Below are 24,946 nucleotides of genomic sequence, written 5' to 3' on the forward strand. Positions count from 1 at the left end.
TTAGCAGTGTTATCCTTCAGTCAAAGGGAAGCGATGAAAGCATTTATTTCAATGCGGTGTCAAAATAAAATGGACTTTTCGGACAATTCCAGCCTAAGTTTTTGCTAAAAAGCTTCGCTTCTGCGTTAGTCATATGAGAAGAGATAATACGTTCTATTTAATGCGATACGCGCGTGTGAAAAATACTTTACTGAAAAGGTGTAAAAAAGTCGCCACTTTATTCCGTAAGAGCTCGATTGGTTCAACTAACAATTAGTGGGGGGAGGAAAAACCTCACTGATTGAAGTTTCACTTTATGTTAGTTTTTTGAGCTATTTGGCTATATAACAGTAGGAGGCGACTTTTATGGTATGCGACAATACACATTTTATTTTTTATTACCCTTTCAATTATAGGCAATATGATTTTCGCCGATTTGAGAAAAAGTTGAAGGAGCAGCAATATTATCACTTCAAAATGCAGAACGACTCAGAAAGTCAAAAATATTACGGAAAAAATGTTGATGATTCGAGGGAAGCGTTAAAGCAATTTTTTTATCCTTTTATCGAAGAAAAATTATTAAATGAGCAAACTTCCATTATATATTTTAATCGCTATACAAAATTATTTCAGTTGGATGGAGAAATGATAACAGGCTTTGAAAATATTAAGTATACAATTCATAGTGTAGATATAATGCTATGTCCTTTTAGTGTTGGTATTATGTCTATTCGAATACAACTGCATAATGTAAAAGACATTCAGAGTGCTTTATCATTTGCTCATTATTTTCGTGTACTGAACCCGAAAGTCGAAGAGGATTGCGGAGCAAGTTTACAGTTGGATAAATGGTCTTTTGAAAATACAGAACAAATGATTTTTCAATTACTTGCTCCATTTTTAAATGATTTTTTTGTCGATTATACACATTTGCAGACGACAATTCCCTTTTTCGAGGATGAGCGTATGTATGTAAGTGCATTTATTCAGCTAGAAGAAGGGGAGGAAATCAGTGAGGAATTTTTGTTTAGGGCAGGACAATTAAATGGATATGATAAGAATGGTCAACAATATATGTTTACTAGTAACCATGACTATATTCAACGATTTGTGAAAAAGCATAGCTATGATAGGTATGCACCTCATTATTATATGCTAACAACATTACAGAGTCACATGCATATTTCAAATCAAAATAGTCAATTTACGAAACAAATGATAGCGCAATTTCACAGTATTATTTACTATATTGTCATCATTCATTATTTTTATAAATTAACGCTTCTGAAATTAACTTTTGAAAATAGTGAGTTAAAGTATTCAAGAAATAAACATATCGTTGAACAATTAATTGAGCAAATTACGAAATTTGCTTCTCGCTATTATTTTACAGAAGTATCTATGCGCGCAGAAGGTCATGAACTAACTCATTATTTTCGTGAGGTCTTTCGCATCGACATACAGTATCGTGAAATTAAAGAAACATTGGAAGAGCTCTATCGTGTACAGGAGGATCGTGCAGCAGATAGACTAAATCAATTATTATTTATTTTAACGATTTTTAGTATGATTTCAGGCATTTATGGGATGAATTTAGTTATTGAAGAATTAGACGAGCCGCTTAAATGGTCTAGTATTTTAGGCTTTACATTATTTGAATGGATGGCGTTTATTTTAGCCATTGGTGGTATTGCAATTAGTGTCTTTTTAATATTTGGACAAATCTTTCACATTGCAAGAAGTTTTGTTCAAAAAAGAAACACCCGAAAAAAATCATAACGAGTGAATAAAAAAAGCGGCTAATCACCTTGGAACAAGGGGACAGTCGCTTTTCGTTTATTATTTAAACGTACTTTGCATAAATGCTTTCATATCGTGGCTGAGAACGGTTAATTCTTCGATAATTTCGCTGAAATCATGGACTAACTGAGCCTGTTCATTTGTTGCCTCATTTACTTGTCCCATGTTTTGCTTTAAATTTTCTAAATTGCGGTTAATATTTTTTAATGAACCTTCAATATTTTCAGTTGCACTTGATGTTTCTTGCGACATTTTACGAACTTCTTGCGCTACAATATTAAAGCCAGCACCGTGTTGACCTGCGCGCGCTGCTTCGATTGAGGCATTTAAGCCAAGCAAGTTTGTTTGACGCGAAATATTTTTGATTAAGTCTGTAATTGTATTTGTCTTTTCAGCATCCTCTAATGCGTGCTGAGCTTGACGATTAATCTCCTCACTTGTTGCAGCCAATTCCTCAGAGTGAGAAGCGATTGTATGTACTTTGTCCTGCAACCCCGAAACAATGCTATTCATTTGCTCCATATATTTCTCAAGCTTAATGGCATTTGCAATAGGCAAGCCGAAAGCAAGCGCTCCTACTACTTTATTATTTTCATGAATTGGGAATGAAAAAGCATTTACCGCAACACCATATACATCCTCCGGAATAATGACGTTTGCATTTTTTCCATTGAAGGCGATAAATACATTTTCATCATTCGGGTTAATTTGATCTCCGTCTTTATAACCAGTGTCCACTTGCTTACCAGCTAAATATTTAATAATTTTGTTATCTTCTTTTCGACAAACAGCTACAATTGCTTCTTCTTTTAGTGCAAGGTGGATATAAGGTGCTGACATTGCAAGTGCTTCGATTATTTTCATAATAATTCCCCCAAGTCTAATTAATACAATGGCAATAATTACTTTTACTTTAACATAACAGCGAATAATTCAAAATCATTAATTCAAAAAAATAGCATTTAACTTTGTTAGAGTGTGGTTTACATAGATTAGATGACGAAAATATTCCTCAACTTTTAAAAAAAATTCTAATAATCATTTTTTTTAACCTAATTTTAACCTTGTGAAGTTATATTAATTTTGAGGACTTACTTTTTGACTAAATAGAGGGCTTAGAATGTTGCTAGCAAGTAGAATAGCACAGGTAAGAAGCCATAATAGTTGGAGGTGTGTGTTGGACTTTTTAATATTAGTATTTGCACATTTATTAGCTGACTACCCTCTGCAAGGGGAATTTCTAGCGACGATGAAAGGCAAAAACTTTATTGTTTTATGTAGCCATGCAGGTATTTGGACTGGAACGGTTTTAATTGCCGCATATTTAATAGGTTATTCAGTGGAACTTTCAGATGTATTTATTTTATTTACTGTACATGCTGTAGCAGACTTTTTAAAGGCAAGGTCAATTGGAGTTTATAAAAATCTAGACCCAATGAGGATGGGATTATTTATAGACCAATTGATTCATATTTTACAACTTGTTATTTTTATGCTTTTTATGTCAGAAAAAATTTCATAGGAGATGGAGATGAAAATAAAATTAAGTTATATCATAATAGCCATCACGGTTATATTAAGTTTTTTGCTTTATAAAGAAAGTTTAAAAGATCTTGAACTAAAGCTACAAGATATATGGTTGCAGGATGGAAGAGCTGTTGATTCACGTATTTCTATTATTGCTATTGACGATGCCAGCTTGCAGCAAATTGGACATTGGCCTTGGAAACGTGATGTTCATGCGCGATTAGTACAGATTTTAAATGAAGGAAATGTAGCAGTGATTGGCTTTGATATTACCTTCCCCTCACCAGCAAATGATGCTAAAGAGGACGAGCGTCTTATTGAAGAAATTACCGCAAAGAATAATGTCGTGCTCGCTCGTTATGGGCAGTTTGATAACTATGCGACAACAGGCATGATAGAAAGCGTTGCACTAGCAGAGCCCTTTCCTGCATTAAAGGAAGCAGCTAGTGGCTTAGGACATTTAAATACGATTCCAGACCAAGATGGGGTTGTTCGAAAGGCGTTATTACAATTTTCTTATCAAGGGGAAATTATACCGAGTTTTTCGGCAGTGATTGCAAAAAAATATTTAGAGCAGCAAAATCAAGCTTTAGTCATTGATGATAAAGCATTAAATGAGTTTCAACAATTTCATATTGAGTATGCAGGAAAGCCAAATGAATTCGAAGTAATCCCTTATACAATGGTGTTAAATGGGGATGTTCCTCCAGCTTACTTTGAAAATCGTATCGCTTTAATTGGTCCATATACAGTTGGCATTAAGGATGATTTTTTAACGCCAATGAGTCAAAAACAGCATATGTACGGTGTGGAGATTCATGCCAATATTATTCAAAATTTATTGGAAGGTAATTTCAAAAAAGAGTTTGCTTGGCAATGGAATATGGCGCTATTATTCATAGCGGCTAGTCTCGCCTATATTATTTGCAAAATACGCTCCTCACTGTTGTCGTTGCTATTATTCGTTTTAACCACAGGGATTGTGTTGTTCAGTGGTAAAATTTTATATGACAAAGGCTGGATTATCTCCCTTGTTTATATTTTAATGTTGTTCATTATTGCCTATATTAGCTCAGTTGGCTTTAATTATTTTACTGAGCAAATGGAACGCAAGCGCATTACATCTATTTTTGGTCGCTATGTCGCACCACAAGTAGTTTCAGAAATTTTAGAGAGTGGGGAAGATGGCCTAAAATTAGGTGGAAGTAGAAAGGATATTACTGTTATTTTCGTTGATATTCGAGGCTTTACAACATTGTCTGAAAGCGTTGAGCCAGAAGAGATTGTCGGAATTTTGAATGAATATTTAAACTTAACTGCGAACTGTATTTTTGACTATGGTGGCACACTAGATAAATTTATTGGTGATGCGACAATGGCCATTTTTAATGCACCTTTACCATTGGAAAATCATGAGTTACAGGCTGTGAAAACAGCATGGGCAATGAAAGAGGGTGCAGCAGTCCTTGAGGATAAGCTAATGGAGCGCTATGGAAAAAGTGTAAAGTTTGGTATCGGCATTCATACAGGGCCCGCAGTTGTCGGCAATATCGGCTCAAAAACGCGCATGGATTATACAGCAATTGGCGATACAGTCAACACGGCTGCCCGTCTTGAAAGCAATGCGAAGTCTGGTCAAATTATTATGAGTGATAAAGTATATGAACAAGTGAAGGAACAAGTTGTAGTGAAACCATTAGGTGAAATTCATGTAAAAGGAAAGATGGAAGGTATTACTATTTATGAGCTAGTGGAGGTAAAGGGATGAATAAAAAAATGGTGATTATCGTTGTTGCAGTTACCAGTATTGTTTTCCTTTCACTATTTGCCTATCTATTTGTTAATAAAGAAACAAAAGTAGTTGGGAAAGTTTTGTCAATCAGTGGGTTAGTTGAAGTGAAAAAAGAGACGGAAGATAAAATATTGAAGGTGTTTGCGAATATGGCCTTTACCGAGGGAGACACGCTCATGACTGGCGTCGATGGACGTGCGGAATTAGCTATTGATAACAATAAGGAAATTTCAATTGCACCAAGCACTGATATTTCTTTTACGCAGCTTGTGACAAGCTTGAATGCTGGAGCTGGTAAAACTTATTTATATTTGCGAGAAGGAAAAGTAAAAATTAAAATCAACGAAAAATTAAAGGGAGACTCCAGATTTAATATTGAGACACCGAATGCCATTATGGGTGTAATGGGTACTGAATTTTTCGTTTATTATGATTCGACTGGCACATGGGTTGGTGTATTGGAAGGACAGGTTGAAGTGGTAACTGGTGAAAATCGCATTTTATTAGTGCCACTTAATAAAAGTGTATTTATCGGCTATGATGGGGAAATTGAGATTGTCGATTTAGACATGGAGCAAGTTCAGAAGTTTGATATGGAAATTATAAGTAGTGCTAATGAAGATATACAAATTGTGGCTGCACAATTGCCAGTACAAAGTAATGAAAATACGACAAGTCAACAAGAGAATAATTCACAAACGTTTATCAATAGCTCTCCTGTTCGAGGGAGTGTACAAAATAATAGCTTGTCAGAACAAAACAGCCTATTTAATGTGCAGGCTGTAGGGGAGCAAGCATTACCTTTATTAGACGAAGAGCTGTCGGCAAATGAAGAAGAATCGCCATTGAATGAGGAAGAGCTTCCATTAGTAGAAGAGAATCTGCCGATTGAAGAACAACCGCTAGTAGAAGAACAATTGCCAAATGAGGAACAGCATACAAGCGAGGAGGATTTACCGCTAGTAGAGGGAGAACCATCATCATATGAAGAAGAACTAACGTACAAGGAGGACCCTCCGTACAAAGAAGATCCTCCAAATGAGGAAGAAGACCCTCCGTACGAGCAAGATCCTCCAAATGAGGAAGAGGACCCCCCGTACGAAGAAAATCCTCCATATGAAGAAGAAGACCCTTCGTATGAGGAAGAGCCACCAAATGAGGAGGAAGACCCTCCGTATGAAGAAGAGCCACCAAATGAGGAGGAAGACCCTCCGTATGAAGAAGAGCCACCAAATGAGGAGGAAGACCCTCCGTATGAAGAAGAGCCACCAAATGAGGAGGAAGCCCCTCCATACGAAGAAAATCCTCCAAATGAGGAAGAGTACCCTCCGTATGAAGAAGAGCCACCAAATGAGGAGGAAGGTCCTCCGTATGAAGAAGAACCACCATATGAGGAGCAACCACCAGGAGAGAATATCCCACCACCACAGGGAGTGTGATGGCACATAGGATAAATGAAAAGCAAAGGTCCTTTGATTGGGCTGTCCAGAAAGCGCAATATTTTCTAGATAACTTTGCTTTTATGTTCCTATGGGCGGAACGTCAGAAAATAATTATTGAAATAGCTAGTTAGGGGGGAATAATTTGTTATCAGAAGAAATACATCCATTAATTAATGAAGAAATAATGAGGAAACTAGAGCAATCGAACCTTGACTTGCAGAGGAATATTTTTTTAAAAGGGCAACTAATTTTAGAAAAAGGGCAAGTATCTCAGGTGATTCATATTATCGTTTCAGGAAAAGTACGTGTTTTTATTGCACAGGAAAGAAAGATTGAGCTTGCTACTTTAAGTGAAGGCCAATTTTTTGGTGAAATGTCTTGTTTAACGAACGACCCTGTCAGTGCACATGTTGAAGCGATAGATGAGGTACAAACTGTGAGTTTAAATCGTGACGGAATGATGTTGTTAATGGACCAAAATGCTGCATTTAGACTGCAAATTATTGAATCTATGGTAACGCGTATTCAAAATTCTAATGAGCGTGTTGTGGAGGAACATACGAAAAGTTTATTGCTACTTAAGCATCATGAGCATGAGGTGCAGGAGAAATATGATGCATTGATTGGGGAAACGGATTTAATGGTGAAGCTACGCAAAAAAATTATTGCTGCTTCGCAGCAAACAATGCCGGTCATATGTATAGGTGAGCCTGGAACAGAAAAATTAAGTGTTGCTAAACATTTACATGATTTATCAACATATAGGAATTATCCGTTTATTTTAATTGATGCGCAGCATTTCACATTGAAAGAATGGCGGGAAAAATCTCGACTGGCGCAAGGAGGAACACTTGTAGTTGAAAATGCAGAAATACTCGATAGTAATGCAATAAAGGAATTGACTAAGCTTGAGCAACAAACAAGGATTGTTTTTATATCAACGAAAAAGCTAATACTACGCACGGCAATAGAAATTGCTATTCCACCTTTACGTAATCGAGTGGGGGATATTCCATTACTAGCCAAATATTATGCAGAGAAAATGGGCGTTAATCGAGAATATTCGATTTCAGAAGAGGCAATTCGTCTGTTAAAGCTATATCCGTTTGTGCGCAACAATGTGGAAGAATTAAAAGCGGTAATACAAAAAGCATTTGTATTAAGTGAGGGAAGAACAATTTATAGTAAGCATCTGCGTTTTGCTACAAATCGTAAACCAGGAGAAAGACCGAAAATTGGGGTGGCCTTAGGAAGTGGCGCTGCAAGAGGGCAAGCGCATATCGGTGTATTGCAAGTGCTAGAAGAAGCTGGGATACCTATTGATATTATAGCTGGAACGAGCGTTGGGGCGATTGTAGGGGGAGGATATGCAGCAGGAGCCTCTGTGGCAGATATGAAAAAGATTTTGTCAAAGGTGACATGGGGACAATTAGTACGTCCGGCGATGTCGCTACGCTCCTTTGTTGACAATACACCCGTAATTCAATTTATTGAGCAGCATATCGGGCAGCGAATGATTGAAGATTTGCCTATTCCATTTGCTGCTGTTGCCTCAGATGCCTTAACTGGAGAGGCACATATTATGAAAAAAGGCTCTTTAGCCCATGCGTTAAGAGCGAGCTCTTGTATTCCAGCAGTGATGCGACCTGTTCAATATGAAGGTAGAATACTGGTAGATGGTGCAGTTGTTCATCCTGTCCCAGCTGCACTTGTTAAAAGTATGGGGGCAGATATTGTGATTGGTGTCAACATTTGCGCAGAATCCTTTGCTAAAGGGACGTCAAGACATATTGTTGATTCATTGATGAATACGATTGATATGATGAGTGCCAAGCTTGTAAAAGAGGAGCTACAATTAGCGGATGTTATTATTCGCCCAGACCTAGGCTTTAATCAAATAAGATTTGGTAAGGAATTAGCCTTTTGTATATCTGCTGGAAAATCTGCAGCACGTCATTCGATTAATCAGATTCATCAAATAATAGAGGCGAAGAGCTGATAGAGGAAAGTCCAAATAAATCAGGACAAGCCGCAAATAAAACGAGAAGCTACTGAAAAGATAGCTTCTTGTTTTGTAAGTTTAATTGTACTTTTATGCTAATTTACTTTACTTTGCTTATGTATCATCGAAAACGTCCGAAGAGCAGTGCATTACCTGCTTCCCAGACGCCCCTCCACCCCTTCTCGAATTAATCTATTTTTAATTTGCTAGACCCTTCCTATCTTTCCGTAACCATGCAAAAATAATGACAAGAATAAGGACGAATCCTAGATAGCCCATTGTAGCATATACTTTACTTACTAAGTTTGTAAAACCAATAAAGCTTGCCACAAAGCCGGCAGTACCAACAAGAACAACTGCTGGTTTAAACATTTGATGGTCAGGTGCAATAAAGCGCACTGTAAATGCATAAAACATACCGACAGCAGTGTTATACATCATGCCCAGTAGTGCGACTGCCATTAAGATACCGATAAATGGATGGATTTGTTTCGCTAATGCTAGTGTGGGCATATCAACACCTGCAACAATGTCTATTTTCACAAACATAGTGACATTAATTAAAATAATTAGAAAGCCGAGCATAATACCACCTAAAATCCCGCCCATTCCCGCCACTTTACGGTCTTTGACAGTACCCCCCATAACGATTAACATAGCAGCACCTGCCGCAAGATTATATGAAACGTATAGCAATGCGCTGACAAACCAATTGGAGCTCGCAGATGCTTGTTCCTTTGCTATTTGATTTGCTTCTGACAAAGATAGGTCCATCGTAAATAAAGAGTAGATTAAAATAATGAAAATAACGGCCATTAAATAAGGAGTTAAAATGGCAATAACATTAATGATATTTTTAACATTTAATAGCAACGTAGCGATTGTCAATACAACCATAATAATGCTACCAATGGCTGTAGGGATGCCAAACATTTGCTGGAATGTTGCTCCAGAGCCAGCAAACATAACAACGGCTACACCAAATAAAAAGAAGGTAATTAAAAAATCAAGTGCAAGCCCAATATAGCGCCCGCCCATATAGTAAATAACACCTTTATGTGAGGTAGTTTGAAGCTGTGAGCCAAGCTGAGCCAATGTCATACCTAAAAATGAAAAGGCAAAAGTGGCGAGTAGTGCCCCCACAATTCCAATTAAGCCAAAGCTCGTAAAAAATTGCATAATTTCTTGCCCTGAGGCAAAGCCTGCACCAACAATTAAGCCAACGAATGCGCCACCAATTTGTAAACTTTTTCTCATTTTTTCACCTTCACTTATATTTTTTAAAAGTTCTGACTTTTCATATGCCATATAAAGTGAATCAACAGCGAATAGGAATTTTCACAGATTGCTAGTTTCACTAAATGGATTTTTTATAGGCTGTTAATATGTTAGAGGCTGTTTGGAAAGTAAAAAACCTTCCTAAGCTAACAAAATACAGTTTTGCTTATACGATTGTATGTTAAAGCAAAGTCTTTATATGGAGTATTTTCAACCTTCTAAAAAATTTATTTGTTTTCTAAATAAGACATATTTCAATAAATAATAGCGGGAGCTGTCCGAAAAGTTTATTTTGTTTTGACACCGCATTGAAATCAATGTTTTCATCGCTTCCCTTTTACTGAAGGATAGCGCTGCTAAAGCCAATGTTCATCCCATTTTTAAAAGAGGCGTTTTCTGTTTATAGGAATCAACATTTTGCGAAGCATCATCGCTACTGTCCAAAATGCCAGCTATGCACGGCTTTTTGGACAGCTCCCTTTCACAATGAATAATTAACGATAAATTTTTGACGCTATCGTGTAAGCATCCACTGTTTCTCTATTTACCTCATAGCCAATACCTACTGTTTGAGGTACTTGGATATAGCCGTTTTCAGCGACAACCTCGGGTTCAATAATATCCTTTTCCCAATAGCGGCTTGAGCTTGCTGTGTCACCAGGCAGGGTGAAGTTCGAAAGTGCTGTTAGAGCCACATTATGTGCGCGACCTACGCCAGATTCTAGCATGCCACCACACCATACAGGAATGCCTGCCGTTGCGCAATAATCATGAATTTTTTTGGCTTCTGTTAAGCCGCCAACACGACCGATTTTTATGTTGATAATTTTAGTAGAGCCTAGCTCCACAGCTTTACGTGCATCTTCAAGTGAATGAATGCTTTCATCTAAGCAAATGGGTGTTGTTAGTTGCTGCTGTAATTTCGCATGGTCAATAATATCATCTGAAGCTAAAGGTTGCTCAATCATTGTTAAATTGAATTCATCCAGTTGCTTTAATAATTCAGCATCCTCTAAACGATATGCTGAGTTGGCATCAGCCATAATTGCCACATGAGGGAATGTTTCGCGCAAAGTACGCATTACCTCTACATCCCAGCCTGGTTTCACCTTCACTTTAATCCGCTTATAACCTTCCTTCACGTAGCCGTCTACTAATTCAACAAGTTCTTCAATTGAATTTTGAATGCCGATACTGATGCCCACTTCGATTTTATCTCTCGTACCACCAAGAGCCTGTGCTAATGATTGTTTTGTTTGTTGTGTGTAAATATCCCAAACAGCACCTTCAATCGTCGATTTTGCCATATTGTTTTTACGGATTGGTGCAAAAATTTCACTGACTTCATCTGGGTGAGCGATGTCTTTATTTAAAATTAGAGGAATTAAAAAATCCTCTAGCATATGCCAATTCGTTTTAAGCGTCTCTTCGTTATACCAAGGGGAGTCGAAGGCAACAGATTCACCCCAACCGATTGTACCCGCCTCATCCTTAGCCTCTAAAAGTAAAAAGTTTTTCGTTGTAAATGTGCCAAAACTCGTTGTAAACGGTGATTTTAATTCCATTTGTAAATGGCGTATCGTCATTTCAATAATCTTCATTTATGCTTCCTCCAGTGCTAAAGTTGCTTTTTTTACGAAAATATATTCATTCCATTTTGGCTGTTTTTCTATGCGAACTGCCGTATAGCCTGCCGCAAATAAACCTTGAAATATTTTGCGTGTGGCGAGTCGCCAATGCAATGCTAGCTCGTTGCTTTGCTTTTTTAACATTTGAAAATCCTGTGGGACAGGTAAAGAATAACTCACAGCATCATAATGTCCTAGCTCAATCACTTGTAATGCTGGCAGCCTATGTTCATCAATTAAGATTTCGCCAAGAGGAATAGTTTCCAGCACTAAAGGTTGATGCTTCTCCACTACATAATTGCTCGTTAAATGCCAATGCACCTCGAAACGGTCAGAGGGCAATCCTTTATTAAAGCCATCCTGCATTTCACCATAGCAATTTTCAATATACGTATCGCAAATACCGTTAAGCTTCGATAAATTTAAAAAGCCATTACGTGTTTCAAGAGGATCGTATGTCCAAGTCATTAAATCATAGCCTTTTTTGATAGCTATCTCACGCTGTGCTAGCTTTAGACGCTCACCAATTTGCTGAGAGCGATAGGCATCATCAATGCCGAGCATATGTGAGCATAAATAGCTTTTCCCATTTTTCATACCTGCAAAGCCATAGCTAAAGCCAATTAATCGCTCCATATCAAAAGCCCCAACGATAATCCCTCCATTTTTAACAGCCGTAAATGTTTGGTGTGTTGGAATAGGGGAGATTCCCCATACTTTATACTCTAGCTGCTGGACGAGCTCCATTTCTTCAATCGTTGTTAATTCTTTAATCAAAATCATGATTGTCCGCTTCTTTCTACTTGCTGTAAGGCTAATAATAAAGCTTTCGTAATAATTTCGGCTCCTACATATAGACGCTCTTTATTAAAGGTCATGAGCGGATGGTGGAGACCAGGCGTCACACCACAGCCCAAGCCAAGCATTGTTGTTTTTAAATGCGGCTGCTTGTAAGCGTAATAATGGAAATCCTCACCGCCGGGCGTAATAACATCGCTAGCGCAATTTTCTTCACCAACTGTTTTGATAATTGCTTGCTTCATAATCGCTTTCGCCTCATCGTTCACTTGTGCTGCAACGATATGAGCGGCACAGTTTGTTTCAATTTTTGCGCCATAAAGTGTGCTGATTGCTGTGACAGCTTTATTGAAGCCATCTGTCAGTGCCTCCATTGTGTCATTGGTTTGCGCCCGCGCATCAATACTAAATGTTGCAGTACCAGGAATAATATTTGCTGATGAACCGCCTGCTTGAAGCTGTGTCATTTTAATTGATGCTGATTGTGTAGGACTAATCCAATGACGCTTAATTGCATCGACAAGAGCAGCCGCTACCTCGATTGCGTTAATCCCTTGCTCGGGGCGAGCACCATGTGCTTCAATACCTGTAATTGTGCCTGTAAACATTTTGGCAGCCCCGTGATAAAGTGCTGGTGCATGAACACCATCTGGAATTTCAACTAATGGTCTTACATGTGTGCCGAATAAATATTGAAGAGGCTCGGTAATTCCTTGTTCTATTATCGCTTTGGCTCCTTGTCCTTTCTCCTCAGCAGGTTGGAAGATGATACGAACTGCGCTAGGTAAAGTGTCTTTTAGCTTGTTTAATAATAATGCTACGCCAATAGCTATCGTCATATGACCATCATGTCCACAAGAATGATTTGCTTTAAACTCGCCGTCAACCTCCTGCCAAAGAGCATCTATGTCGGTGCGAAAGCCGACTCTAGGAATGCCTTGACCAATGTCAACATAAAGTCCCGTCATATTATCGAAGGTTTGTGGCTGTAAGCCTTCCTCTGTTAAAAACTGTGCTATGTAAGCAGTTGTTTCAACTTCTTGCCAGCTAATTTCTGGATTTGCATGTAAATGAATAAATACTTTTTCCATTTGTTCTGTAATTGTTTGTACTGTCATAGTAATCAACTCCATCTATTTGCTAAAAAGCTATTTTGAAAATCATCATAATTGACTCGTTGCTGATTATAGTATGGTATATCGTGAGACATCATGCCAGCAACTAGCGTATTGAGAAATGCCATCAGCACAGGCATTAAATCAATTGTCGAAAGCTCTACCTGTTGTAAAACAAATGCATCATGTACATATTGATGAATCGGTGCGACGTTCGTATCAGTAATAGCCACTATATAAGCACCTCGTTTCTGAAACTGCTCGGCAATTTGGAGGGGCTCTTTATAATAACGGTGTAAGGAAATAACGATGGCAATTGCTGTTTCATCGACTTCCTGCAATGTTCGAATAAGTGTACTCGTATCGGTTTGAACAAGCTTCACATTTGGGCGTAGCATATTGAGTGTGAACTGTAGCCATTGGGCAGCGAAGGCAGAGGCACCAGCTCCAATTAAATAAATAGTATTAGCTTCATGAATTTTTTTGGTTGCTTCGTGGAATTGCTGAGGGTCAATTTCGTTAGCGACATTTGCAATTTGCTTGCTTATTTGTCCCATCACTTTCTCACAAAGCTGCTCATTCACAAGTGCCTCTTTAGATGTTACATAATTGCCTAATGTACTATTCGTCTTATGTTCAAGTAAATATTTTGTCCATTCTTTTTGGAGCTGTACATAGCCATCAAGACCAAGTGAATAGCAAAAACGTATTACGGTTGTTTCGCTTGCACCAGCCTTTTTTCCAACTTCGGCTGCAGAATGCATACTAATGAAAGTAGGGTTATTTAGTACGAAATTTGCCACTTTTTGCTGTGATTTTGATAATGCACTAAAATGCTGCTCAATTCTCTTTTTAATTGACATCGAAAGAAGTCACTCCTTCATTTTTAACAAACTGAAGTATAGACTTCAATTTATCATAAACAATAAGAGAGTGCAATGAGTTTTCTGAAAGTTCTTTCAAATGATTTTTTGCTGACACTATAAAAAAATACAAAACTGGATATTTTGAAGTGGTCAAAATATGCTAACCTAAAATTAGGAAAAGGAGGAAGATAAAAATGATGAAATATAGTGGTGTAATTATGGATGTTATAAATGCGGAGCAAGCGAAAATTGCAGAAGCTTCCGGAGCTGTAGCCGTTATGGCTTTAGAGCGTGTACCATCAGATATTCGTGCAGCTGGTGGTGTTGCACGTATGGCAGACCCACGCATTGTAGAGGAGGTACAGGCTGCTGTTTCCATTCCCGTTATGGCAAAGGTACGCATCGGTCATATTACGGAGGCGCGTGTACTAGAGGCGAAGAATATTGATTTTATCGATGAAAGTGAAGTTCTAACACCAGCAGATGAAGAGTTTCATTTATTAAAAAGTGAATTTAAAGTGCCATTCGTTTGTGGTGCACGCAATCTTGGGGAGGCAGCAAGACGTATCGGTGAAGGGGCAAAAATGCTACGAACAAAAGGTGAACCGGGTACAGGAAATATTGTTGAAGCAGTACGCCATTTACGTGAAGTAAATGCACAAATGCAAAAAATAATTCATATGGACCGAGCAGAATTAATGACAGAGGCTAGAAAGCTTGGTGCTCCTTATGAGGTGTTGCTTGCAATTAAAGAGGCGAAGCGTTTGCCTGTAATAAATTATGCAGCAGGTGGTATAGCAACACCGGCAGACGCAGCACTCATGATGGAGCTAGGTGCAGATGGTGTATTTGTTGGCTCAGGAATTTTTAAGTCAGAGAAGCCAGAGCTCATTGCAAAGGCAATCGTGCAAGCAACGGCTAATTTTCAAGATTACGACCTGATTGCTCGCTTATCAAAAGATTTAGGTACACCGATGAAGGGGATTGATTTATCCACATTACCAGATTGCGAAAGAATGGCTACGCGCAGTTTATAAATGCTGCTTATAGCTGTTGAAAAACGGAAGCATGCTTGTTTTTCAACAGCTTACATATGATAGATTAAATGAATGAATCTATTGGAAGATGAAAAACGTATATATTAGTAAATTAATACGGAACAGGGGGGAACAGATATGAACCAGCTCTATATTAAACAAAAAGTATTTAGCTTGAGTGGGAAGTTTACAGTGAAAAATGCACAGGGAGAAGATGTGTACTTTGTTGAGGGAAGCTTTCTCCAAATTCCAAAAACGTTTACGATATTTAATTCATCACGAACTGAGGTAGCAGTTATTACGAAAAAGGTTTTTAGCTTTTTACCAACATTTTTTGTTGAAGTAGATGGACGAGAAATGGTGCGAATTAAAAAAGAATTCAGCTTTTTTAAAGCACGTTATTCCATTGTAGCGGAAGGAATTGAGGTGCGGGGCAATTGGTTCGATATGAATTTTTCTATATTTAAGCATGGAGAAGTTGTTGGAAAAGTGAATAAAGAATGGTTTACATGGGGTGATAGCTATAAGGTGGAAGTTTTAGATGAGCAATTGGGGAAGTTAATCATTGCGCTCGTTGTAGCGATTGATTGTGTAAAGGCAGATAATGCAGCGGCTGCATCTGCAGCAACATAAAGCTATTGGAAAAGAACGTATGGCAAAGAGGAAGAAGAATTTTAATTCATATTTCAAAGGCGATATCGTTTATCCCGTATTAACAAATTTGTTTGCGATGAGTAATCGCAGGAACAGGCTGTACTTTTGCGACGAGTAACCGCAGGAGCACAGACCCCCACTTCAAAACAACAGATAAAATCGAGATGTTTAAGTGGGGGGCGTGCGAAACCCCCCTCTGATTGAAGGTTCACTTTATTCGAAGGTGAATTTTACCTTAATAACGTAAGTTTTAATGTACAAATAAATTATGGTAACTCGGTTATATTTAGGATTTCCCGACTGATTGACTTTTCAGAATATTGTTATTAAAATATATTGAAATAGTTAGAGAGGGGAAGGAGTATGCGATCTACAACGATTATTTGTACAGGCTATGCTCGTTTACCGGAGGGAATGGCTGCTAAGAATTTATACGGAGTAATGGGAATTGGCTTTGAAATTGATTCAGAAACTGATCGTATAATAAATGTTTCTTCCACATTTGTCACTTCCATGTGCTCCGATTTTCTTCAATCCATATTTGTTGGGCATGATATGAAATTAGGTTTAGAGGAACAAATCGAACAATTTGAAAATCGCTATTTTGCCCTAGGAAAGAAAGCGGTTTCGGTAGCGATTCGAGATGCATATAATCAATTTTTAATTTATAAAAATAAAATAAAAGTTGACAATTAATTGAGTTCAGACTATTCTGATATTATAAAGTGAAACTTCAATCAGTCGGGGCGTTTCTCATCCCGCACGGATTGTTAGTTGAACCAATCGGGCTTTTACGGGCAGTTGAACTGCCACTTAGCCTTTAACCTATTTTCACTTAAGTTTTTAAGTGGGAGGCTTAATGCGAGTTAAAATTAAATACAGCTATTTCGATTTGCTTGGAAAACCTTCTAGAAGTAACCCTTCTATGAATTCATTTTTCAAACCCAAACAGAAATAATATTCGTATCGTTATGATTATTTAATGGTGCGTATATTAATTCTGTTTTTTTTATTTTAAAGGAGGATGTTATGAGACACGAAATTAGAATGAATCAAATTTATGAAAAGCTTATATTTTCTAAAACTTGCACCATCGTTTGTTCAGCCGAAAATATCCAATATCTTACGGGTGAAGATATGTCTTTTTCTTCAAGACCCTATTATTTGTTGCTAAAGCCGGATGATACGTTTGAGTTATTTATTAATGAGCTGTATAAACAACATCCGCTAAAAATAAGCAATATAAATATTATTTATTACTTAGATAGTGAGGAGGGAGTTGAGCAGTTAAGCAAGCATATACCATTAAATCAAAAAGTGTTTTTTGATTGTGGTCTTAGCTTACATGATTATTTATATTTGCAGACTAAACGCTCTGATTTACAACTATCCATTACTAGCTACATTGAGGATATGAGAATCATTAAGGATGAAAAAGAAATTGATTGTTTAAGCCAAGCGACTTTAATAACGGATGCTGTTTTTTGTCAATTGCAGGAGCTTATTCATTTACCTGCAACTGAACTATCAATTAAGCATCAAATTATTACTTTATTTGCACAATCAAATGTTCATCAGTTAAATTTCAATCCGATTGTAGCAACAGGGAGAAATACGGTAAATCCGCATCACCTGTCAAGGGAAGTAGGGATTCAAGAAGGGGAATCTATTTTGATTGATATTGGCTGCAAATATAATGGGTACCGTTCAGATATGACGAGGATGATGAAATGTGGTGAGTTGTTAGATGCTAAAATAACGGAATATTTCGATATTTTGAAGGAGATACAATCTACGGTGATTGACATGATAAAGCCGGGTTTAGGCATTAAAGAAGTAGATTTATTTGTTAGAGGAGAGTTAAAAAAGAGAAATTTGCTAGATTATTATACGCATAATCTAGGGCATGGAATTGGTCTAGCAGCGTATGAGTACCCATATATTAATCACTTTTCAAATGATGTATTTCAAGAGGGAATGGTTGTAACAATTGGCCCAGGTATTTATATTGAAGGGCAGTTCGGACTGCGAATTGAAGACGTTGTACACGTTCAACATGAAAGAGCAAAAAAACTAAGCAATCTTTCGAATGAATGGCTAAATATTAATTATTAAGGGGGAAAAATGATGAAAGAGAAAGTTAAATTATTGTTTGTGATGTTATTTGCAGTTGCTGTATTAGCAGCATGTAGCTTTAGTAATCCTGAAGAAAATACTTCTTCAGAAAATGGGGGAACTAGCTTTAAAAATGAAATAAAAATTGGTTTAGATGTCGATGCAACAAAATTAGATACTAGATTAGCAAGCGACTCATCTAGTAAGCGTGTAACTGAAGTTGTATATAACGGTTTAATTCGTCTGAATACAAATTTAGAGCCAACACCAGATTTAGCTGAAAGTTGGGAAAATCCTGATGAGCTAACATGGATTTTTAATTTAAGAGAAGGCGTAAAGTTCCATGATGGTGAAGTATTAACAGCCGAAGATGTGAAATATACATTTGATACAATTCTTGACCCAGCCTTCCAATCAAATTCTTTAGCGTTATTTTCACCGATTAAATCAGTTGAAATAGTAGATGATTATAAGGTGCAATTTAATTTATCACAAGCCTACGCACCATTACTTAGTTATTTAGAAATAGGCATTGTGCCAAAACATATTGCTGAAGTGGATAGTGAATCATTAATTACGAAGCCTATTGGTACAGGTCCATATAAATTCGATAGCTGGGATAAAAATAGCAAAATTGTTTTAACAGCGAATAAAGAATATTACGCTGGCACACCTAAAACAGAAAAATTAACTTACTTTATTATTCCTGATAACTCTACTCGAGTAGCCTCACTAGAATCGGGGGATATAGATTTTATTCACTCGCCGCTTTCAGCATCCGATGTCGAGCGCATGAGAGGGAATAATGATTTCATTACTGAAGAAAAAGAAGGCGTTGGCTACACTTATTTAAACTTTAATATGAAAAATGAAAAAACAGCTGATTTGAAAGTTAGACAAGCTATCTCACATCTTATTGATAAAGAAACGATTTCATCAGCGATTTATCGTGGAATGGACAAGCCTGCAAAATCACCATTAGTGCCATCGTCTTGGGCATATAGCGATGATGTACCCGATTTTGAATATAGCCCGGAAAAAGCGAAGGAATTATTAAAAGAAGCGGGTTATGAGGATACAAATGGTGATGGCATTGTTGATAAAAATGGCGTTAATTTAGAAATTGAGCTTGCTACGCATACGGAGGACCCAAATCGAATTCAAGTAGTGGAGTATTTGCAAAATGAATTTTCTAAAAACGGCATTAAAACAAGGGTAACAACTACAGAATGGTCAACATTTAGCAATAATATGATGGAAGGTAAATATGAAGTTGCTTTATTAGGTTGGTTAAATTTATTTGACCCTGACCGTGCTACGTACAATCAATTCCATTCATCAAGTGGTAACAACTATGGGAAATATAATAATCCTAAAGTCGATGCATTGCTAGAAGAAGGTCGGGAAAATAGCGAGCAAGCGAAACGAAAAGAGATTTATAAAGAAGTCGCAACAATTGTTAATGAAGAAGTAGCTTATAACGTTTTACTATATCAAGGCTATGTTGTTATTCATTCGAAGAAATTAATTGGCTTTGAATCTTCACCAAATGGAAGCTTCTATAGCATGGTTAATGTACAAGTTGAAAATTAATTTTACTGCAGAGGAGAGGGAATAAATATGAAAAAAATAATGAACAAGCTTCTGCAGCTTATTTTAGTACTACTAGGTATAACAATTTTAGTATTTTCCCTGCTTTATTTAATTCCCGGTGACCCGGCTGTTACTTTATTAGGACAAGATGCGACACAAGAGGAAATTAATCGTTTTAAAGAACAAATGGGGCTCAATGCTAGCTATTTAGAGCAGCTAACGAAGTATATAGCTGGCGTTGCTCAAGGGGATTTAGGAAAATCCTATATTCAAAATGAGTCGGTAGTGGACATTGTTTTATCTACCCTTCCTGCAACGTTAGAACTAGCGATAGTAGCGTTAATTATAGCGCTACTTATCGCAATACCGATAGGGATTTTATCAGCAGTGAAAAGGGGCACTTGGATTGATTATTTAGGAATGATTTTCGCTCAAATCGGAGTGTCGATGCCGGTGTTTTGGCTAGGTTTATTATTGATATTAGGCTTTTCTATTCACCTGAATATACTTCCTTCGTTCGGCAGGGGGGACCCAGTTGTTGAGGCATTGCTAAAAACAATAACGACGGGCAATTTATATTATATTTTCGAAAGCTTGAAGTATTTAATTTTACCTGCTCTCGCACTTGGCTTAATGAGCGCTGCTTTTATTACTCGGATGGTGCGAGCTGCGATGCTGGAAGTATTACAGATGGACTATGTTCGCACCGCAGATGCAAAAGGGGTTTCAGACAGCATTATTATTTTAAAACATGCATTTAGAAACGCTTTAATCCCTATTGTCACAATTATTGGCTTACAATTTGGTAATTTGCTAGGGGGCGCAATCGTAACAGAAACGATTTTTGCATGGCCAGGGGTAGGACGACTTATTATTACAGCGATAAGTCAACGAGATTTTACGGTCGTACAAGGCGGTGTATTGGTCATTGCGTTTTTATTCGCAATTATTAACTTAATCGTAGATGTACTTTATACCCTAATCAATCCTCGGATCCGTTCATAAAGGAGGGGACAATTTTGAATGGCGTTGACATAAAGAGAATTTTAAAAAATAAGTCCATAGTAATTGGGGGCACAATCGTTATATTGCTAGTGCTATGTGCAATTTTTGCTCCTTTGATAGCTACACATGATCCATATGAAATGAATATGAATGAAATATTATTGAAGCCAGGAGAAAAAGGTCATCTTCTTGGAACAGATCAATATGGCAGAGATTTATTAACACGAATTATTTACGGTGCGAGAGTATCATTAATCGTTGGCATAAGTTCAGTAGCTATTTCGATGCTAATTGGAGTAGCGATTGGCTTGATAGCAGGTTATTATGGTGGCTGGATTGATGCCTTCTTTATGAGAATTGTTGATATTTTCCTGTCGTTTCCTGTAGTGCTTTTAGCAATTGCATTAGTCGCTGCATTAGGACCAGGTATTGAAAACGTAATTATAGCAATTGGACTCGTTTATTGGACAAATTACGCTCGAGTTGTGAGAGGGAATGTCCTCTCGATTAAAGAAGAAGAATTTGTACAGGCTGCTAAAACAATTGGGTCATCCAATTTTAGAATTATTTTTTACAATATTTTACCTAATACAATGTCATCAATTATTGTAATAGCTACTTTAGGCTTAGGTGTTGCTATTGTATCTGAAGCTACTCTTAGTTTTTTAGGTTTAGGTATAGAGCCACCTGAAGCCAGCTGGGGTTGGACGTTGGCATTTGGAATGAAATATATTCGCGAAACAGCCCATCTGTCATTGTATCCGGGATTAGCTATTATCATTACAGTGTTAGGCTTCAACCTATTAGGTGATGGCATTCGCGATTTAACTGACAATAAACTAGAAAAATAACAAATGGAAGAGGAGAATAGCAATGAAAAAAACATATGAAGAAATCGAAATCACACATTTATCAAATGGTGAGAAGGTGACATTTGGAGTTCATAAATATAAAGGTACAGTTGAAGGTCCAATTGTTGCTATTTCTGGTGCTGTGCATGGAGATGAGTTAATTGGTGCAGAAATTATTCGCCGTGTAGCAAAGGAGTTAGAGAACTATGAGCTAAAGGGGCAAGTATGGCTTATCCCAATCGTTAACCAACTTGCATTTGAAAGTGTTACACGCAATACACCACTCGATATGAATAATTTAAATCGTGTTTTCCCTGGTGATGAAAAAGGCTGGATTACAGACCAACTTGCCTTTAAGTTTACGAAGGAAATATTAGAAAAAACAGATGCATTTATTGATATTCACGCTGGTGGTAAAATCCCGATTGTCGATTATGTCTACATTCATAATGATGAAGGTTTATCAAAAGCCTTTTTATCTCCTTATTTATATAGACCAGCAGCAAGCTATGAAGGCACAACTGCTACCGTAACGACAGAATTAAATATACCTTCTGTCACAATTGAAATTGGTGGGGGACCTAACTACGAAAAGGATATTGCACGTGGTGTAGAAGGAATTATTAATCAATTAGTTTATTTAAAAGTAATAGATGGGGAATTGAAAACAGTAGAAAATCAAGTTGTATTAACTGAAATTGCTAGTATTCGACCAACTCAGGGAGGGATGCTAGTACCCGCCTTTGATTTTAGCTATGTAAATAAAATTATCGAAGGGCAGCAAACAATTGCAGAAATTTATAACCCTAAAACATTTGAGCTACTAGAAACGATTAAAGCACCATTTGAAAAAAATGTGATGATATTAATGCGTGGCTATGTTGGAACGGTTAATTCGGGTGATTATGGATGGATGCTTGGGAATATGGAGTCGAAGGAAAATGACTAAAATGACCATCACTTATTGCGACGGAGATTTTGAATTATCAGAGGAATTCGTGAAAATCACATTAGGTCTAGATGAGTTTTATAAAAAAACACAAAACAGTAGCCAAAATGGCTTTTTGAAAACAGAGGGGCTAGTACCTGTACAGCTTGTTGAATCACAGGTCTATCAATACGGTAGCTTTGCACATATTTTAGAGGATTATAGGTCGCTTTATAGTCGATTGAATAATATTCAAAATGAATTAAGACGTGAATATATGGCAAAGCAAATAAATGGAATGATGTACTATATTCGCTATTTAGAGGGCAAGGCGCATTCATTTCGCAACATAGTAAGAAACTTATTATTTGTAGACTCAAATCCTGTAGCAGGGTGGAAAATAAATAGAATTCAGCAAAGACTTGAAGCCCAATTGAAAGCAGCAGGCTATAGCGGCACAGTGCAGCAAATGTATAAAAAATGGTTTGAAGACAGAAAAGTTGAAACAGATGATATGCTAGCTGTTTTAACAAATTTAATACAAACCGCCAAAGAGGATGTAAGTCGCAAAATGTTCGATGATATTCATAGCATTGAAGCAAAGCCAAAGCTTGTAAAAGATGTACCATTTTCCGCATATGCAGATTATAAATCACGCGAAATGCTTATTAATGCTGACTATCACTACACATATGAGGATTTAAAGCATTTAGTGACGCATGAAGTGTTTCCAGGGCATTTCACACATATGTATAAAAGAGAACAGGCTGTCAAATGCGGAAAAATCCCATTAGATGCAGGCTTAGTTATTACAAACTCTGCATCCAGCCCTATTTTTGAAGGAATTGCAGATTGTGGTCAAATCTTTTTAGGCTGGGATGAAAATGAACACGATGAAATCGCAAAAACAGCTCAGCAATTAAAGATGTGTACGACATTAAATGCAAGCTATCTATTAAATGAATTACAGCTAGATAAATCAGAGGTTGCTAATTATTTAGCTAGCCAAGCTTTTGGACAAGAAAATTGGATTAAATCGAGAATATCGTTTATTGAGGATTTTATTAGAGGGCCTTTTATTTATTCTTATTATCGAGGGTTAGAAAGTCTACTACCTATCGTACAAAGTGTTCCCATAGAGGAAAAACAAGATTTTTATCACTTATTATATGAAAACATGCTAACTGCTGATGAGTTAAAAATATTTTGATAGGAGAGATTTTGATGAGCTTACAATTATCGCGTAAAATGTACGAGGAAATGAGGAATTATTCACCAAGTGGCGTGAATTCAAACAGCCGTTTTGTTGCACCACATCCTACATATTATAAAAAGGGAAATGGTGCATACTTAACGGATTTAGATGGCAATGAATATCTAGATATTGTGTTAGGCAATGGGGCAATTATTTTAGGGCATAATCATAAGAAATTTATGGAGAAATATCATGCCAATTTAGAATCTGGCATTATTACAGGGGTTGAAACACCATTATCAGTAAAGGTAGCTAAAAAGTTTTTAGAGTTTGTGCCAACTGCTGAGCAAGTTAGATTTTCAAATACAGGTACGGAGGCAGTGCTACATGCAATTATGATGGCTCGCTCTTATACAAATAAGCAAGATGTAGCTGTTGTGGAAGGTGCGTATAATGGTTGGAGTGATGTAGTCAATGTCAGCACTTGGGCAGATTTATCACAGGCGGGAGAAGCAGATAAACCAAATCCGTTACCAGGCTCGACAGGCTTAAATCAAAAAATTGTAGAAAGTACAGTTGTGATTCCTTTTAATAATATTGAAGCAACACAAAAAATTATTGAGGAAAATCATGAGCGTTTAGCTGCGCTTGTGTTAGAGCCAACATTAATTGATATAGGCTATATATCTGGAAATATTGAATTTTTAAAGGCTGTAAGAGAACTATGTACAAAATACAATATTGTTCTTATTTTCGATGAGCTATTAACAGGCTTTAGGGAATCAGAAGGCGGCTATCAAAAAAGAATTGGTGTGACGCCTGATTTATCAACTTTTGGTAAAGCAATTGCAAATGGTTTTCCATTATCAGCGGTAGCTGGTAAAAAAGAAATTATGCAAATTGCGGAGGCGAAACCAGGCGGTTATGCGTTTGTTGGAACATACAATGGTCATCAATCTTCTTTAGCAGCAGCTTTAGCATTTTTCGAAGTATATGAAGAAGAAAATGTATTACAAAAGTTGGATGAACGTACAGAAAGATTAATCAAATTCTTTAATTCTAAGGCAAGCGAGCTAAACATTGATGCGCATATGGTTGGAAAGGGTGGGCATATTCATTGGTATTTTACAAAAGAGAAGCCAACAAATTATCGTGAGGCTGCACATGGGAATGCAGAGCAATATATCGCTTTTATTCAATCAATGCAGGGCGACCAATTGTACTGCTTAGCAAAGCCATTGTCTCATCATGCTATTTCATTGGCACATGAGGACAAGGAATTAACGATACTTGAGGCGGCAATGGAAAAGGCATTGAAACAAGTAGCAAAAATTTAAACAG

General features: G+C 37.1%; 21 protein-coding genes. 15 read left to right on the forward strand and 6 right to left on the reverse strand.

The annotated features are described in order from the left end of the window. The first annotated feature begins 345 nt into the window (after positions 1 to 345). On the forward strand, positions 346 to 1,758 hold the full coding sequence (locus MHB51_RS16885; protein ID WP_066166847.1) for a sugar phosphate isomerase: 1,413 nt from the start codon (positions 346 to 348) through the stop codon (positions 1,756 to 1,758). Between the two features lie 60 nt (positions 1,759 to 1,818). Here MHB51_RS16885 and MHB51_RS16890 read toward each other — a convergent pair whose 3' ends face one another. After that, entirely contained in the window at positions 1,819 to 2,643 is an 825-nt protein-coding gene (locus MHB51_RS16890) for a methyl-accepting chemotaxis protein (protein WP_066166844.1), read from the reverse strand. Between the two features lie 313 nt (positions 2,644 to 2,956). Between MHB51_RS16890 and MHB51_RS16895 the strand changes: the two genes are divergently transcribed. From MHB51_RS16895 to MHB51_RS16910, 4 genes are all read left to right on the forward strand, one after another. Beyond that, complete coding sequence (locus MHB51_RS16895; protein ID WP_066166839.1) at positions 2,957 to 3,301, forward strand: DUF3307 domain-containing protein; 345 nt, start codon at positions 2,957 to 2,959, stop codon at positions 3,299 to 3,301. Positions 3,302 to 3,310: 9 nt separating this feature from the next. After that, on the forward strand, positions 3,311 to 5,074 hold the full coding sequence (locus MHB51_RS16900; RefSeq protein ID WP_342472038.1) for an adenylate/guanylate cyclase domain-containing protein: 1,764 nt from the start codon (positions 3,311 to 3,313) through the stop codon (positions 5,072 to 5,074). Continuing rightward, the gene (locus tag MHB51_RS16905) at positions 5,071 to 6,537 is read left to right on the forward strand and encodes a FecR family protein (RefSeq protein WP_342558662.1); all 1,467 of its coding nucleotides are present in this window, start codon (positions 5,071 to 5,073) and stop codon (positions 6,535 to 6,537) included. The genes MHB51_RS16900 and MHB51_RS16905 overlap by 4 nt, the downstream gene beginning before the upstream one ends. A 145-nt stretch (positions 6,538 to 6,682) precedes the next feature. Continuing rightward, positions 6,683 to 8,539, forward strand: a complete 1,857-nt coding sequence (locus MHB51_RS16910) for a patatin-like phospholipase family protein (protein WP_342558663.1) — start codon at positions 6,683 to 6,685, stop codon at positions 8,537 to 8,539. Between the two features lie 201 nt (positions 8,540 to 8,740). On the opposite strand, the gene MHB51_RS16915 is transcribed toward MHB51_RS16910, so the two are convergent. The 5 genes from MHB51_RS16915 to MHB51_RS16935 all read right to left on the reverse strand — a co-directional run bounded on the left by MHB51_RS16915 (position 8,741) and on the right by MHB51_RS16935 (position 14,224). Next, positions 8,741 to 9,799, reverse strand: coding sequence for a hypothetical protein (locus MHB51_RS16915; RefSeq protein ID WP_107943322.1), 1,059 nt, complete (start codon positions 9,797 to 9,799; stop codon positions 8,741 to 8,743). A gap of 515 nt (positions 9,800 to 10,314) precedes the next feature. After that, entirely contained in the window at positions 10,315 to 11,421 is a 1,107-nt protein-coding gene (gene menC, locus MHB51_RS16920; RefSeq protein ID WP_342558664.1) for an o-succinylbenzoate synthase, read from the reverse strand. Next, positions 11,422 to 12,231 (reverse strand): GNAT family N-acetyltransferase, encoded by an 810-nt coding sequence (locus MHB51_RS16925; RefSeq protein WP_107943197.1) that lies wholly within the window; start codon positions 12,229 to 12,231, stop codon positions 11,422 to 11,424. Continuing rightward, positions 12,228 to 13,364 carry an amidohydrolase gene (locus MHB51_RS16930; RefSeq protein WP_342558665.1) on the reverse strand — a complete coding sequence of 379 codons (1,137 nt, stop codon included), beginning with the start codon at positions 13,362 to 13,364 and terminating at the stop codon, positions 12,228 to 12,230. Before MHB51_RS16930 ends, MHB51_RS16925 begins: the two co-directional genes overlap by 4 nt. 5 nt (positions 13,365 to 13,369) lie before the next feature. Continuing rightward, a complete protein-coding gene (locus MHB51_RS16935; protein ID WP_066166821.1) occupies positions 13,370 to 14,224 on the reverse strand; it encodes a MurR/RpiR family transcriptional regulator in 855 nt (284 codons plus the stop codon). 173 nt (positions 14,225 to 14,397) lie between these two features. On the opposite strand from MHB51_RS16935, the gene pdxS reads away from it, so the two are divergent. The 10 genes from pdxS to MHB51_RS16985 all read left to right on the forward strand — a co-directional run bounded on the left by pdxS (position 14,398) and on the right by MHB51_RS16985 (position 24,942). After that, a complete protein-coding gene (gene pdxS, locus MHB51_RS16940; RefSeq protein ID WP_342559498.1) occupies positions 14,398 to 15,264 on the forward strand; it encodes a pyridoxal 5'-phosphate synthase lyase subunit PdxS in 867 nt (288 codons plus the stop codon). A 138-nt stretch (positions 15,265 to 15,402) separates the two neighbouring features. Next, the gene (locus tag MHB51_RS16945; RefSeq protein ID WP_342558666.1) at positions 15,403 to 15,897 is read left to right on the forward strand and encodes an LURP-one-related family protein; all 495 of its coding nucleotides are present in this window, start codon (positions 15,403 to 15,405) and stop codon (positions 15,895 to 15,897) included. A gap of 384 nt (positions 15,898 to 16,281) precedes the next feature. Beyond that, positions 16,282 to 16,614 carry a DUF3870 domain-containing protein gene (locus tag MHB51_RS16950; RefSeq protein WP_066166812.1) on the forward strand — a complete coding sequence of 111 codons (333 nt, stop codon included), beginning with the start codon at positions 16,282 to 16,284 and terminating at the stop codon, positions 16,612 to 16,614. Between the two features lie 333 nt (positions 16,615 to 16,947). Then, positions 16,948 to 18,033 (forward strand): Xaa-Pro peptidase family protein, encoded by a 1,086-nt coding sequence (locus MHB51_RS16955; RefSeq protein ID WP_066166807.1) that lies wholly within the window; start codon positions 16,948 to 16,950, stop codon positions 18,031 to 18,033. 9 nt (positions 18,034 to 18,042) lie between these two features. Continuing rightward, positions 18,043 to 19,626: an ABC transporter substrate-binding protein gene (locus MHB51_RS16960; RefSeq protein ID WP_082799030.1), complete on the forward strand. Its 1,584-nt coding sequence runs from the start codon at positions 18,043 to 18,045 to the stop codon at positions 19,624 to 19,626. Positions 19,627 to 19,653: 27 nt separating this feature from the next. Next, positions 19,654 to 20,631, forward strand: coding sequence for an ABC transporter permease (locus MHB51_RS16965; RefSeq protein WP_342558667.1), 978 nt, complete (start codon positions 19,654 to 19,656; stop codon positions 20,629 to 20,631). Between the two features lie 14 nt (positions 20,632 to 20,645). Next, positions 20,646 to 21,482 carry a nickel transporter permease gene (gene nikC, locus MHB51_RS16970; RefSeq protein WP_066166800.1) on the forward strand — a complete coding sequence of 279 codons (837 nt, stop codon included), beginning with the start codon at positions 20,646 to 20,648 and terminating at the stop codon, positions 21,480 to 21,482. A gap of 22 nt (positions 21,483 to 21,504) precedes the next feature. Continuing rightward, positions 21,505 to 22,431 carry a M14 family metallopeptidase gene (locus tag MHB51_RS16975; protein ID WP_342558668.1) on the forward strand — a complete coding sequence of 309 codons (927 nt, stop codon included), beginning with the start codon at positions 21,505 to 21,507 and terminating at the stop codon, positions 22,429 to 22,431. Further along, a complete protein-coding gene (locus MHB51_RS16980; RefSeq protein WP_342558669.1) occupies positions 22,424 to 23,620 on the forward strand; it encodes a hypothetical protein in 1,197 nt (398 codons plus the stop codon). Before MHB51_RS16975 ends, MHB51_RS16980 begins: the two co-directional genes overlap by 8 nt. Before the next feature lie 14 nt (positions 23,621 to 23,634). Further along, on the forward strand, positions 23,635 to 24,942 hold the full coding sequence (locus MHB51_RS16985; protein WP_066166791.1) for an aminotransferase class III-fold pyridoxal phosphate-dependent enzyme: 1,308 nt from the start codon (positions 23,635 to 23,637) through the stop codon (positions 24,940 to 24,942). Positions 24,943 to 24,946: the final 4 nt, after the last annotated feature.

It is taken from the genome of Metasolibacillus sp. FSL K6-0083, assembly GCF_038630865.1.
In the GTDB taxonomy this organism is placed as follows: domain Bacteria; phylum Bacillota; class Bacilli; order Bacillales_A; family Planococcaceae; genus Metasolibacillus; species Metasolibacillus fluoroglycofenilyticus.